This window comes from Novosphingobium sp. HR1a, assembly GCF_015594425.1.
Taxonomy (GTDB): domain Bacteria; phylum Pseudomonadota; class Alphaproteobacteria; order Sphingomonadales; family Sphingomonadaceae; genus Novosphingobium; species Novosphingobium resinovorum_A.
In genome coordinates this window covers 1-12,123 of the sequence record NZ_JABXWS010000017.1, presented here as the reverse complement: position 1 = coordinate 12,123, position 12,123 = coordinate 1, and the positions used below count along the sequence as shown (strand labels likewise).

General features: G+C 66.1%; 19 protein-coding genes. 14 read left to right on the top strand and 5 right to left on the bottom strand.

Annotated elements, in window-relative coordinates; translation table 11 throughout:
• From HWN72_RS03115 to pspF, 3 genes are all read right to left on the bottom strand, one after another.
• The coding region (locus HWN72_RS03115; RefSeq protein WP_211149792.1) for a CcdB family protein at nucleotides 1–280 on the bottom strand (280 nt) is incomplete at its 3' end.
• Nucleotides 280–522: a type II toxin-antitoxin system CcdA family antitoxin gene (locus HWN72_RS03110; protein WP_036530234.1), complete on the bottom strand. Its 243-nt coding sequence runs from the start codon at nucleotides 520–522 to the stop codon at nucleotides 280–282. The genes HWN72_RS03115 and HWN72_RS03110, both read right to left, overlap by 1 nt.
• Nucleotides 523–581: 59 nt before the next feature.
• Nucleotides 582–1,598 carry a phage shock protein operon transcriptional activator gene (gene pspF / locus HWN72_RS03105; RefSeq protein WP_211149791.1) on the bottom strand — a complete coding sequence of 339 codons (1,017 nt, stop codon included), beginning with the start codon at nucleotides 1,596–1,598 and terminating at the stop codon, nucleotides 582–584.
• A 160-nt stretch (nucleotides 1,599–1,758) separates the two neighbouring features.
• Between pspF and HWN72_RS03100 the strand changes: the two genes are divergently transcribed.
• The 7 genes from HWN72_RS03100 to HWN72_RS03070 are packed head-to-tail and all read left to right on the top strand — an operon-like array spanning nucleotide 1,759 to nucleotide 4,397.
• A complete protein-coding gene (locus HWN72_RS03100) occupies nucleotides 1,759–1,977 on the top strand; it encodes a hypothetical protein (RefSeq protein ID WP_211149790.1) in 219 nt (72 codons plus the stop codon).
• Nucleotides 1,974–2,786, top strand: coding sequence for a phage shock protein PspA (pspA, locus tag HWN72_RS03095; protein WP_211149789.1), 813 nt, complete (start codon nucleotides 1,974–1,976; stop codon nucleotides 2,784–2,786). The genes HWN72_RS03100 and pspA overlap by 4 nt, the downstream gene beginning before the upstream one ends.
• Before the next feature lie 27 nt (nucleotides 2,787–2,813).
• Nucleotides 2,814–3,206 carry a PspC domain-containing protein gene (locus HWN72_RS03090; protein WP_008830686.1) on the top strand — a complete coding sequence of 131 codons (393 nt, stop codon included), beginning with the start codon at nucleotides 2,814–2,816 and terminating at the stop codon, nucleotides 3,204–3,206.
• 34 nt (nucleotides 3,207–3,240) lie between these two features.
• On the top strand, nucleotides 3,241–3,522 hold the full coding sequence (locus tag HWN72_RS03085; RefSeq protein WP_008830687.1) for a hypothetical protein: 282 nt from the start codon (nucleotides 3,241–3,243) through the stop codon (nucleotides 3,520–3,522).
• 10 nt (nucleotides 3,523–3,532) lie between these two features.
• Entirely contained in the window at nucleotides 3,533–3,841 is a 309-nt protein-coding gene (locus HWN72_RS03080) for a hypothetical protein (RefSeq protein WP_211149788.1), read from the top strand.
• Nucleotides 3,838–4,146, top strand: a complete 309-nt coding sequence (locus tag HWN72_RS03075; RefSeq protein WP_211149787.1) for a hypothetical protein — start codon at nucleotides 3,838–3,840, stop codon at nucleotides 4,144–4,146. Before HWN72_RS03080 ends, HWN72_RS03075 begins: the two co-directional genes overlap by 4 nt.
• Complete coding sequence (locus HWN72_RS03070; RefSeq protein ID WP_211149786.1) at nucleotides 4,143–4,397, top strand: hypothetical protein; 255 nt, start codon at nucleotides 4,143–4,145, stop codon at nucleotides 4,395–4,397. Before HWN72_RS03075 ends, HWN72_RS03070 begins: the two co-directional genes overlap by 4 nt.
• A 595-nt stretch (nucleotides 4,398–4,992) precedes the next feature.
• Here the strand turns inward: HWN72_RS03070 and HWN72_RS03065 are convergent.
• Nucleotides 4,993–7,059, bottom strand: coding sequence for an NAD(+) synthase (locus tag HWN72_RS03065; RefSeq protein WP_375154510.1), 2,067 nt, complete (start codon nucleotides 7,057–7,059; stop codon nucleotides 4,993–4,995).
• Between the two features lie 199 nt (nucleotides 7,060–7,258).
• Here HWN72_RS03065 and HWN72_RS03060 point away from each other — a divergent pair, with 199 nt between their 5' ends.
• Both HWN72_RS03060 and HWN72_RS03055 read left to right on the top strand, forming a co-directional pair.
• Nucleotides 7,259–7,669 (top strand): SufE family protein, encoded by a 411-nt coding sequence (locus tag HWN72_RS03060; protein ID WP_036530240.1) that lies wholly within the window; start codon nucleotides 7,259–7,261, stop codon nucleotides 7,667–7,669.
• Nucleotides 7,656–8,015, top strand: coding sequence for a YbaN family protein (locus HWN72_RS03055; protein WP_069709069.1), 360 nt, complete (start codon nucleotides 7,656–7,658; stop codon nucleotides 8,013–8,015). The genes HWN72_RS03060 and HWN72_RS03055 overlap by 14 nt, the downstream gene beginning before the upstream one ends.
• A gap of 98 nt (nucleotides 8,016–8,113) precedes the next feature.
• Here HWN72_RS03055 and HWN72_RS03050 read toward each other — a convergent pair whose 3' ends face one another.
• On the bottom strand, nucleotides 8,114–8,629 hold the full coding sequence (locus HWN72_RS03050; RefSeq protein WP_008832916.1) for a sterol desaturase family protein: 516 nt from the start codon (nucleotides 8,627–8,629) through the stop codon (nucleotides 8,114–8,116).
• A gap of 214 nt (nucleotides 8,630–8,843) precedes the next feature.
• Between HWN72_RS03050 and HWN72_RS03045 the strand changes: the two genes are divergently transcribed.
• From HWN72_RS03045 to leuD, 5 genes are all read left to right on the top strand, one after another.
• A complete protein-coding gene (locus HWN72_RS03045; protein ID WP_069709068.1) occupies nucleotides 8,844–9,206 on the top strand; it encodes a hypothetical protein in 363 nt (120 codons plus the stop codon).
• Between the two features lie 102 nt (nucleotides 9,207–9,308).
• Nucleotides 9,309–9,572: a hypothetical protein gene (locus HWN72_RS03040; protein ID WP_008832914.1), complete on the top strand. Its 264-nt coding sequence runs from the start codon at nucleotides 9,309–9,311 to the stop codon at nucleotides 9,570–9,572.
• A 216-nt stretch (nucleotides 9,573–9,788) separates the two neighbouring features.
• Nucleotides 9,789–11,237, top strand: a complete 1,449-nt coding sequence (leuC, locus tag HWN72_RS03035) for a 3-isopropylmalate dehydratase large subunit (RefSeq protein WP_211149784.1) — start codon at nucleotides 9,789–9,791, stop codon at nucleotides 11,235–11,237.
• 18 nt (nucleotides 11,238–11,255) lie between these two features.
• The gene (locus tag HWN72_RS03030) at nucleotides 11,256–11,438 is read left to right on the top strand and encodes a hypothetical protein (protein WP_036530245.1); all 183 of its coding nucleotides are present in this window, start codon (nucleotides 11,256–11,258) and stop codon (nucleotides 11,436–11,438) included.
• Entirely contained in the window at nucleotides 11,438–12,037 is a 600-nt protein-coding gene (gene leuD / locus HWN72_RS03025; protein WP_211149783.1) for a 3-isopropylmalate dehydratase small subunit, read from the top strand. The genes HWN72_RS03030 and leuD overlap by 1 nt, the downstream gene beginning before the upstream one ends.
• The last annotated feature ends 86 nt before the right edge of the window (nucleotides 12,038–12,123 follow it).

Sequence of the window (12,123 nt, the reverse complement as noted above, 5' to 3'; positions counted from 1 at the left end):
TGTCGAGGGCATTGCCGATCGTGAGATCGTGTTCATGGAGCGACGTCACCCTGACCCGCAACTCGGTCAGAGGAACAGACCCCATGAACTGTGTCGTCATGACGAACGATGCACCTTCGATTTCAAACTTCGGATTAAGTCGCAGAGCCATCATGGGCGCCTCCTCCTCTGCAAGGAGAGGGGCTACCAGCCGCGTATTCAGTTCGCTCAGCAGGTCCGACTGGCAATCGAGATAATATCCGTTGCCCGCCGCCATGCGGTAGACATCGAACTTGGCCATTAGAAAGGGCGATAGCGGGCCAGCGGAAGACCGTGACGTTCGACATAGGCATTGGACGAAGCGATGGCCTCGGCATTTTCTCGGCGCCAGCGTTCGGCGCGGGTTTCCGCGACCTGTTCGGCAAGACCCCGTTCGCAGGCACTGGATACGTCCACATCCAGAGCACGCGCCTCATCGAGAAGCGCTGCATCCAGCGAAACGCTGGCAGCCTTGCGGACTACGGGAGCAGAAGCCTTGGACATGCCCGCATCCTACATGCGCAGGCAACGCGCCTCAAAGCATTAAATTTCCGATATCGGGCCTAAGCCCGCCCTTGATGCAGCCCGTGCTTCTTGAGGCAGTGGCGCAACTGGTCGTAAGTCAGGCCCAGCGCGCCCGCCACCTTGCGCTGGTTCCAGCGAAGGCGCTCCAGCGCCGCCAGCAGCAGGCCGCGCTCGTGCGCCTCGACCGCGTCACGTAGAGAGGCCGGAGCCTCGAACGGCATTTCCGGCTCCGCCGCGCAGGGCAGCGGTGCAGGCACCACCTCCGCCATCGCGCGCAGCCCCCATGCACTGACGAAGGGATCGAACACCACTTCCGCGATCGGCGCAGCCTCATCCCCCCAGCGGTAGACCGCGCGCTCGACCACATTGCGCAGTTCGCGCACATTGCCGGGCCATTCGTGCGCCTCCAGCGCCTCCATCGCGGCGCCCGAGAAGCCGGGGAAGCGACCCCACTCCAGTTCGCTGGCCATGCGGCGGCCGTAGTAGTCGGCCAGTTCAGCGACGTCCCCTTCGCGCGCGCGCAGGGGCGGCAGGGTAATGACCTCGAAGCTCAGGCGGTCGAGCAGATCGGCGCGAAAGGTGCCCTCGGCGGCCATGCGCGGCAGGTCGGCGTTGGTGGCGGCGACGATGCGCACGTCCACCGTCACCGCGCGCGAGGAACCGATACGCACGACCTCGCCATATTCGATCGCGCGCAGCAGGCGCTCCTGCGCCGCCATCGACAGGTTGCCCAGTTCGTCGAGGAACAGGGTGCCGCGATCCGCCTCCTCGAACCGCCCTGCCCTTGCCCGTGTGGCGCCGGTGAACGCGCCCGCCTCGTGGCCGAACAGTTCGGCCTCGATCAGCGTTTCGGGCAGCGCGGCGCAGTTGAGAGTCACCAGCGGCTCACCCCAGCGCGGCGAGAGGTGGTGCAGGCGCTGGGCGATCAGTTCCTTGCCCGTCCCGCGCTCGCCGATAACGAGGACCGGACGGCGCACCGCGGCGGCGCGGCTGGCCCGCTCGACCGCGTCGAGGAAGGCAGAAGACTGGCCGATGAAGTGGGTGTCGCGGTCCATTCCTGAAAGTTAGCGAAATTTCCCATTCATTGGCAATTCATTTTACGCGCACTTTCACACGGAGAAACCGAAATCCCGCAAATCCGCCATTCGCGCAGTTTGGCACGGGGGTTGCTATTACCTCGGCAAGACCAAGTTCAGGACTAGAGGAAACTTCGACATGCTCCCGATCACTGCGAACAGCACCGGCCAGGGACGCTCCACCACCCCGCGTTCGACGCCCCCCCGTTCGACACTGGCCCGCACCAAGCTCGACTGGGCGATCATCGTCAGCATGCTGGCGATGGGCGCGCTCAATCTCGTGGCGCTGGCCGACAAGGTCGCGGTGCCCGAGGCACATGCGACCTCGGTGCATTCGTGCGGAGCGCCGCTCGCATGAGCAGGCTCGACGCGGAGATCGAAGTGCTCCAGAATCCCGCCCCGAACGCACATATCCATTCGGGGCGCGCCTACCGCTTCGACGCCGATGACATTCGCGGCCACACCCGCAGCTTCACCACAGGAACCACCGCCATGGGCATCTTCTCCCGCACCCGCGACATCATCGCCGCCAACTTCAACGACCTGCTCGACAAGGCCGAAGACCCGGCCAAGATGATCCGCCTGATCATCCTCGAGATGGAGGAGACGCTGGTGGAAGTGCGCACCAGTTCGGCCCGCACGATCGCGGACCAAAAGGAACTGCGCCGTCACGTGGGCAAGCTGGACAAACTGCAGGCCGACTGGAACGACAAGGCGCAGCTGGCGCTGTCCAAGGACCGCGAGGATCTTGCCCGCGCCGCGCTGATGGAGCGCAAGAAGGCCGCCGACATGGCCGAGCAGCTCTCGGCCGAGATCCTGGTGCTCGACGACGCGCTGCGCGCCTACGAGGCGGACATCGAGAAGCTGCAGACCCGCCTGCGCGAGGCCCGCAGCCGCCAGTCGTCCATCGCGGCCCGCTTGCAGAGCGCGGAAAACAGGGTCAAGCTGCGCACGCTGCTGGCGAACGAGCGCGTGGACGAAGCCATGGCCCGGTTCGACCAGCTGGAGCGCCGCGTCGACTACGCGGAAGGCCGCGCCGAGGCCATGAGCCTCTCCGACCGCCGCCAGCCGACGCTCGCCGAGGAAATCGCGGCCTTGGCCGATGGCGACTCGATCGACGCGGAACTCGCGGAGATGAAGCGCCAGATGGCCGACAAGCAGCAGTAAGACATTCGAGGGAAGGGAAAACAGGCAATGTCTCGCGGACAATTCTATCTCGACAAGTCGAACGCCAAGATTTCGGGCGTGTGCTCGGGGATCGCGGATTACACCGGCGTCGATGCGCTGTGGATCCGGCTGGGCGCCGTGCTGCTGCTGTTCGCCGGGTTTCCGATCGTGATCGCCATCTACTTCGGCGTGGCCTGGCTGGCAGACAGCCGCCCGATGGGCCTCTATTCCGAGGACGAGGAAATGCGCCTGCTGCGCCGCATGGAACGCCGCCGCGCCCGCAAGGGGCTGACGGCAGCGCCTTCCTCCAGCCGCCTGCGCACCGATCTGTCCGACATGGACCGCCGGATCGCGGACATGGAGGCACACTATTCCAACAGCAACTCGCGCCTTGCGGCCGAGATCGACTCGCTGCGCTGACACGCGGCCATCCGGGCAACAGGGACACGACGACATGGAAGACGCAATCTGGGTGCTGATCCCGCTCGCACCGTTCATCATGGGCGGCTTCGCGATCTGGACCAAGCACCAGCGCAAGCTCGCCGAACTGCAGATCGAGGCGACCGCCGAAAAGGCCGCGCAATACGCCTCGCACAGCCGCGAACTCGAAGAGCGCGTGCGGGTGCTGGAGCGGATCATCACCGACGGCGGCTATGACACCGCCCTCCAGATCGAGGCGCTGCGGGACCGGCGCGAGGTCGAAAGCGCCCGCACGGCCGAGCCCAAGATCAACTGAGGAGACCGCCATGCAATGGGGTGGACCGGACTTCGTCCTCGTCATCGTCGGCATCTGTACCGGCGGCTGGGTGCTCAACAACTGGATCCGCGCGCGCCACGGCTATGCGCTGGAGGACGAATGGGGCGGCAAGACCGAGCGTGCGGATCACGCTGCCGCAGCGCGACTGGCTGAGGAAAACGCGCAGCTGCGCGCCCGGCTGGAAGCGCTGGAGAGCCGCACCGCCAGCCTCGAAACCATCGTCACCGATACCGGATACACGACCGCCGCGCAGATAGAGAGCCTGCGCGCGTCCGAACAGAAAGTCACCGCCCGATGAGACCCGGCGATTTCTTGAGCCTGTGCGCTGTCATGATCACCATAATCACGGTCTTCGCGATCCTGGCCGGCGCCTACAAGCGCCGCCTGGCCTTCCTCGAGCGCAAGCTGGAGATCACCGTCGGCGCGACCGCCGAAAAGGCCGCGCAGTACGCAGCGCAAAACAGCACGCTTGAAAATCGCGTGCGGGTGCTGGAAAGAATCATCACCGACGGCGGCAGCGGCCACGACATCGCGCTCCAGATCGAAGCGCTTCGAGGCGAGGACGCAGGCGACGGCGATAGGGTGAAGGTGACCAAGCAATGAGTTTCTGGACTGCCGTAGTCGTTCTTTTCGCCATCGGCTGCGTGACCTGGCTCAAATCGCAGCGCTACCGCGCGCTGGGCGACAAGCGATCGCGCGCCGCGAGCGGCGATTACGATCACACCGCCCGCGAGCACGAACTGGAGCGTGAAGTCGAGGCCATGCGCAAGCGCATCGCCGTCCTCGAACGCATCGCCACCGACGAACGGCGCGGCAAGGATCTGGCGCGCGAGATCGACGCCCTGCGCGATTGACATTTATCGCCAAATAGGTTATGTGGCCCGACATCCGATCCGGCGATGATCACGCCGGAAAGGTGTATCGGGTCGGCGTCGTGGGCCGGGATGCGGTTTCAAGCCGTGATCACGCACCCCACGCGTCCGTTCGAAGACCCGGTGTGTCTCTGAGCTACCGGAAAAGCCGTCCATACGATCCTGCGAAACATCGCCGGACTTGGGACGACCATCCCGGATAGCCATCGGCCGATAACGACGCGAGCCCTAACGACGGCCACATGGGACACTCCGATGGAATAGAGGTCGAGCCGGGCTGCCCGCAGCTACCCGGCCGTTCGCCAGAGTGAGCGGAACACAAACCCCCGCGTCCCGGTGAGGACGCTCCCGGCGCCGACCCGATGTTCTCGGATGCGTTGATCTTCCCCCGGCGTTAGGCCCGCACTCGCCAGCGGGCGTTGTCGTATGTGCAGAGTTCAGTTCCTCCCCGAGCTTGTCTCGGGGAGGTGGCGCCGACGCAGTCGGTGACGGAGGGGCGAATCGCCCTCGCCCCACTCCCCTCCACCACCCGCTGCGCGGGCCGGTCCCCCTCCCCGAGACAAGCTCGGGGAGGAATTCATACTCCCGGCACCCGCTTTTCCAGTTCCGCCAGCCATACCGCTGCGCTGGCGTCGGACGGTGCGCGCCAGTCGCCCCGGGGGCTGAGGGCTCCGGCGGTGGACACTTTCGGGCCATTGGGAATGGCCGAGCGCTTGAACTGGCTGAACGCGAAGAAGCGCGTCACGAACTTCTCCAGCCATGAACGGATGACCAGCAGTTCATAGGCGTTCTTCTTGGCTTCCGGGAAGGCGTGCGGCCATGCCCCCGCCGCCGTGTCGCGCCAGGCGTGCCAGGCGAGGAACGCGACCTTCGACGGCTTCTGCCCAAAGCGCATGACGTGGTGCAGGAAGAAATCGTTGAGTTCGTAAGGCCCGATCTTCGCCTCGGTGCTCTGGATCGCGCCGTCGGCCCCTGCCGGAACCAGCTCGGGCGAAATTTCCGTGGCGAGGATTGCCAGCAGAATCTCCTCGGTCGAGGCGCTGAACTGGTCGGTCGTGGCGCACCAGCGGATCAGGTACTGGATCAGCGTCTTGGGCACGCCCGCGTTGACCGCGTAGTGGCTCATCTGGTCGCCGACGCCGTAAGTACACCAGCCCAGTGCCAGTTCCGACAAGTCGCCGGTGCCCACCACGAAGCCGCCGTGCTGGCTGGCGAGGCGGAACAGATAGTCGGTGCGCAGCCCCGCCTGAACGTTCTCGAACGTCACGTCGTAGACCGGCTCGCCATTGGCGAAGGCATGGCCGATGTCATGGAGCATCGTCGTCGCGGCGGGCCGGATGTCGATCTCCTGCGCGGTGATGCCGACGGCGTCCATCAGCTTCCACGCGTTGGACTTCGTGCCCTCGCTCGTCCCGAAGCCGGGCATCGTGTAGCCCCGGATGAAGCTGCGCGGCAGACCCAGCCGGTCGCAGGCACGTGCCGCCACGATCAGCGCGTGGGTCGAATCGAGCCCGCCGGAGATGCCGATCACCATCGACTTCGCCTGCGTCGATTCGATCCGCCGCATCAGGCCGTCGACCTGGATGTTGAACGCCTCGTAGCAGTCGGCGTCCAGCCTGTCGGCGCGCGAGGGGACGAACGGGAAGCGGCTGACCGGGCGGACGAGGCCGATGTCGCCGCCGGCCGGGGCGTGGCGGAACGGTACGGTGCGGAATGTTTCCTCCGGCTTGCCCGCGACGTCCGCCGCATCGTTGAAGGTGGGGCTGCGCAGACGATCCATGACGATGCGGTCGCAGTCCACGTCGGCCACGCACAGTTCCGCTTCCAGCGAGAAACGCTCCGATTCCGCCAGCAGGTCGCCGAGTTCGTAGACGATGCCCTGCCCGTCCCATGCAAGATCGGTCGTGCTTTCGCCGTGTCCCGCCGCGCAGTAGATATAGGCCGCCATCGCGCGCGCCGACTGGGCCCGGCACAGCATGTGGCGCTCGTCCGACTTGCCGATGACGATGTTGGAGGCGGACAGGTTGGCGAGGATCGTCGCCCCCGCCATGGCGCCCAGCGAGGACGGCGGCGTCGGCGCCCAGAAGTCCTCGCAGATCTCGACGAAGAAGCGGAAGTTCCTCAGCACTTCGGACGCGAAGACGAGATCGACGCCGAACGGCACCTCCTGCCCGTTCACGGTGATCGTGGAACCCCGGACGGTCTTGCCGCTCGCGAACCAGCGCTTTTCGTAGAACTCGCGGTAGTTGGGCAGGTAGGACTTGGGCACTACGCCCAGCAGGCGGCCCTGCGCGATGACGAGCGCGCAGTTGTAGAGCCGCCCCTTGCGCTCCAGCGCGGCGCCGACCAGCAGCACCGGCGAAAGGTCGGCGCTGGCCTTGACGATCTGTGCCACCGCAGCCTCGACCGCCTCGATCATCGCGCCCTGCAGGTGCAAGTCGTCGATGGCGTAGGAGGACAGGCTGAGTTCGGGGAAGACCAGCAGGTCCACATGCGCCGCATGGGCCCGGCGCGCTTCGGCAAGGATCGCGTCGCGGTTGGCGGCGACGTCGGCGGTCTTCACGCGCGGGGTCGAGGTGGCGACGCGCACGAAGCCGTGTTCGTGCATGGAGAAGAACGGGTGGCTGGTGTCGGTCATCGGCATTCCTCGAATTCGTCGTCCCGGACTTGATCCGGGACCGCTGGCCGTGAACAGCCCTTTTCTCGGCAGGGCGCCCTGCACGATGAAGCTCACCTAAAGACCGCCAGCGGTCCCGGATCAAGTCCGGGACGACGGTTGGCCTTTGCGAAATGTTCGCAATATCCTCTTGCCCTCGCCGCGCCCGCCTCTAAATGCCGGGTCTATGCGTGACCTGGACGATATCCGCGAAGAGTATGAATTCCTCGATGGCGACGAACGCTATCGCCTCCTGATCGAACTGGGGCGCGAGCTGGACGATATGCCCGACGCGCTCAAGACCGACGCCACCAAAGTGCGCGGCTGCTCCGCCAGCGTCTGGGTCTATCCCATGGCGCGCGAGGACGGCACCCTGCACTTCCTGGCGGACAGCAACGCGGCGATCACCAAGGGCATCGTCTCGCTGGTGATCTCGGCGGTGCAGGACAAGCCTGCCGCGACGGTGGCCGCGACCGACATTGCGGCGGCGCTCGAACCGTTCGACTTGCGCAACCAGCTCTCGTCCAACCGGACGCAGGGCGTGCCCAACATGATCGCGCTGATCCGGGAAACTGCCGCGCGATATGCCCAGGGCTAGGAAATATCTCTGGATCACGGCGGGGGTAATCCTCGTCGGGATCGGCACGCTGGGCATCTTCCTGCCGCTGCTGCCGACGACGATCTTCTGGATTCTCGCCGCCGGATGCTTCTCGAAGAGCCACCCGGAATGGGCGGAGCGGCTCTATCGACACCCGAAGTACGGCCGCCACTTGCGCGAATGGCGCGACCGGCGGGCGATCAGCCGCAAGGGCAAGATCGCGGCGATCTCGACCATGGGCCTGAGCGTCGCGATCGTATGGTTCACCGCTGGCGAGATGTGGGCGCTGATCCCCCTCGCGGTGCTGGCGACGATCGGGACGTGGATCTGGACGCGGGCGGAATAAATCCTCCCTGAGCTTGCTCGGGGAGGGGGAAAGCAAGCCCCCTCCGTCAGCCCTGCGGGCTGCCACCTCCCCATTCCTGCGGAACAGGGAGGATAGACCTAGTCCACCGCCTCGCGCAGCACGGCGATGCCCTGTTCGCGCTGCGCCCGCAGTTCCCGCTTGAGCACCGCCGGATCGCGCGCGACGACGAAGCCGAAGCTGACGCCGCCTTCCTTGCCGATGGTCGCATGGTGCAGCTTGTGGGCCTGCACCAGCCGCTTGGCATAGCCGCGCTTGGGCACCCACCGGAAATAGCGCTGGTGGACCAGGCCGTCGTGGATCAGCGTGTAGATCACGCCGTAGACCAGCACGCCGAGACCAATCCACGTGCCCGGCCACCACGCACTTGCGCCCATCACCATCGGCGAGCCGAGTGCGAACATGGAAATGCTGATTGCCGCCCCGAACACGGCATAGAGGTCGTTCTTCTCCAGCATCCTGTCGTGCGGCTCGTGGTGGTCGCGGTGCCAGGCCCAGCCGAAACCATGCATGATGTACTTGTGGCTCGACCACGCGACGAACTCCATCGCGGCAGCGGAGGCAAGGACGATCAGGACGGCGGCAAGGGCGGACATGGCCTTGCCCTTATACTGCCAACGCCTCTCTTCACACACAAAATCCCGTCATCCCCGCGCAGGCGGAGATGACGCGACTGAAGCTGCGACACTCTCTTACAATTGCACACACCCTTGCGACGGGCCGTCTAGCTAGCGTTCAGTTTCACAAGCCTAATCCTGAATGCATCGGAAGCGACCTTCCGAAAACAGTTTCCAGCAAGGAGTGCGACCCATGCGCCAGTTCACCAAGTTCATCGCCCCCGCCCTGATCGCCGTCACCAGCCTCGGCGCCATCGCCCCCGGCATCGCCGAGGCCGCGCCGAACCGCCACGTCCAGGCCGCCCGCCACTACGACATTCGTTCCGACATCCAAGGCCTGCGCGCCAATATCGACCGCGCCGCCGCCCGCCGGACGATCTCGCAGCGCGAAGCCTCGGGCCTGCGCCGCGATGTCGTCGATATCCAGCGTCTCTACGGCCAGTACTCGCGCGGCGGCCTCTCCGCGCAGGAGACCCGCATCCTCGGCAACCGCGTGAACAAGGTCTACGCCTCGCTGCGGATGGAGCGCCACGATTACGACCGCCGCCGCGGCTGATCGGCGACCGGGAACCCCAAGTCGCGGAATAATCCGGCAGCCTTTGCCGTAGCCCGTGGTTTTCCTCCCGGCAGAACAATCCCCCCACACAGGAATCCCCCCATGAACAAGCTGACCAAGATCATCGCCCCCGCTCTCGTCGCGCTGCTCGGCGGCGCCTCGCTGGCCCCTGCCGTCGCCGAGGCCGCACCCTACCACCACGACCAGCGCGACCATGCGCGCCGCGGCCACCACGCCCCGCCGCGCTACGTGAAGCATCACCGCGCTTCCAAGCACTACTGGCGCAATGACCGCCGCCACCACGACGACCGCCGCTATCGTTCGCGCTACGATCGCCATGACCGTTACGATCGTCGCCACCACTGATCGACCGGGCCGGTGACCCTGAATTCCGGCCCGCACACTCCCTAACGCGCCCGGCCGCAAGGACCGGGCGCGTTTTACATGGCGGTGCGAGCGTCTCGCAACAGCAACGATCGATCGTCAGATCTATTCGGATTGAATGAAAATTTCATTCGAAGGGCGCAGCGAATCGCCCTGCCCCTTGAATTTCGCAAGGGCGGGGCCTAATCGCGCCTGATCATGACAACCGCACCGCGCACCCTCTACCAGAAGATCTGGGACGCCCACGTCGTCGACCAACGGGACGACGGCACCTGCCTCATCTATATCGACCGGCACATCGTCCACGAAGTGACGAGCCCGCAGGCTTTCGAGAGCCTTCGCGCCGCCGGTCGCCCGGTGCGTCGCCCCGATCTTACGCTCGCGGTGCCTGACCATAACCTGCCCACCACCGCGCGCCGCGACGCGAACGGCAACCGCGTGCCGATCGCCGATCCGCAGAGCGCCCAGCAGCTCGACATGCTGGAGAAGAACGCGCCTTCGTTCGGCATCCGCTACATCGGCGACGCCGATCCGGAACAGGGCATCGTCCACGTCGTCGGCCCCGAGCAGGGCTTCTCGCTGCCCGGCGCCACCATCGTCTGCGGCGACAGCCACACCGCCTGCAACGGCGGCCTGGGCGCGCTGGCCTTCGGCATCGGCACGTCCGAGGTCGAGCACGTGCTGGCCACCCAGACGCTGCTGCTCAAGCAGTCGAAGACCTTCGAGGTCCGGGTCGAGGGCACGCTCGGCGCCGGGGTCACCCCGAAGGACGTGATCCTGCACGTCATCGGCGTCATCGGCACTGCCGGCGGCACTGGCTACGTGATCGAGTACACCGGCAACGTCTTCCGCGAGATGTCGGTCGAAGGCCGCCTGACCGTGTCGAACATGTCGATCGAGGGCGGCGCCCGCGCCGGTCTGGTCGCGCCGGACGAGACCACCTTCGCCTACGTCAAGGGCCGCCCCTACGCGCCCAAGGGCGCGGACTGGGACAAGGCCGTGGCGTGGTGGAAGAGCCTGGCGACCGACGAAGGCGCGACTTACGACAAGTCCGTGTTCATCCGCGCCGAGGACATCCAGCCCACCGTGACCTGGGGCACCAGCCCCGAGGACACCTCCGGCATCGGCGGCTTCGTCCCCGCGCCTGAGGACTTCGCCGACGCCTCCAAGCGCGATGCGGTCAAGCACAGCCTCGACTACATGGGCCTGACGCCCGGCACGAAGTTGACCGACGTGGAAGTGCAGAACGTCTTCATCGGCAGCTGCACCAACAGCCGCATCGAGGACATCCGCGCCGCCGCCGAAGTGCTCAAGGGGCGCCACAAGGCCGACAACGTGAAGTGGGCGATCGTCGTCCCCGGATCGGGTCTGGTCAAGGCGCAGGCGGAGGCCGAGGGTCTGGACAGGATCATCATCGATGCGGGTCTGGAATGGCGCGAGCCGGGCTGCTCGGCCTGCCTTGCCATGAACCCCGACAAGGTGCCTGCCGGGGAGCGCTGCGCCTCCACCAGCAACCGCAACTTCACCGGCCGTCAGGGTCCGGGTGCGCGCACCCACCTGATGAGCCCCGCCATGGCCGCCGCTGCCGCCGTCACCGGCAAGCTGACCGACGTGCGCGACCTCGCGCCAATGACTGAACCGGCCTAAGCTGATAGGATCTCCCCCATGTCCAACGATTCCGACAACTCGCTCGCAGGCCGCGCTGCCATCGCCGCCGGTGCCGCCATCGGTTCGGCCGCCATCGCCGCTGCCCTGCTCTTCGTGAAGCGCCGCAGCGACCGCAAGAAGGCCGACGCGCAGCCGCCGAAGACCAACACGGCTCCGCACTTCCCGAGCGAGACGGACTGATGCAGGCGATCAACCACGTCGCCGGCAAGGCGATTCCGTTCGGCCGCAAGAACGTCGACACCGACGTCATCATCCCGGCGCACTGGCTCAAGACGATCACCCGCACGGGTCTCGGCAAGGGCGCGTTCGAATCGATCAAGCTGGAAGACGGCAACGTCTTCACCGACGAGCGCTGGGCCGGCGCGCCGATCCTCATCGCGGGCGACAACTTCGGCTGCGGCTCCAGCCGTGAGCATGCCGCCTGGGCGCTGCTCGACATGGGCGTGACTTGCGTGATCGCGCCGAGCTTCTCGGACATCTTCTCGGGCAACGCCTTCAAGAACGGCATCCTGACCGTGGCCCTGCCGCAGGAGGCGATCGATCGCCTGATGGAAGTGGCGCAGGACGAGACGATCGACATCGACCTCGACACGCAGTCGGTGACCACGCCGTTCCAGGATCGCTTCACGTTCGAGATCGATCCGTTCCGCAAGCACTGCCTGCTGAACGGCCTCGACGAAGTGGGCCTGACGATGGCGCAGGGCGAAACGATCTCGACCTACGAAGGCAAGGCACGCGAAACGCTGCCGTTCCTTGCCCGCCCGGTGCTGGCGGCCTGACCGCAAAGTCCTCCCTGTTCCGAAGAATGGGGAGGTGGTAGCCCGCAGGGCTGACGGAGGGGCCTTCTCCCCCTCCACCCCCGCCT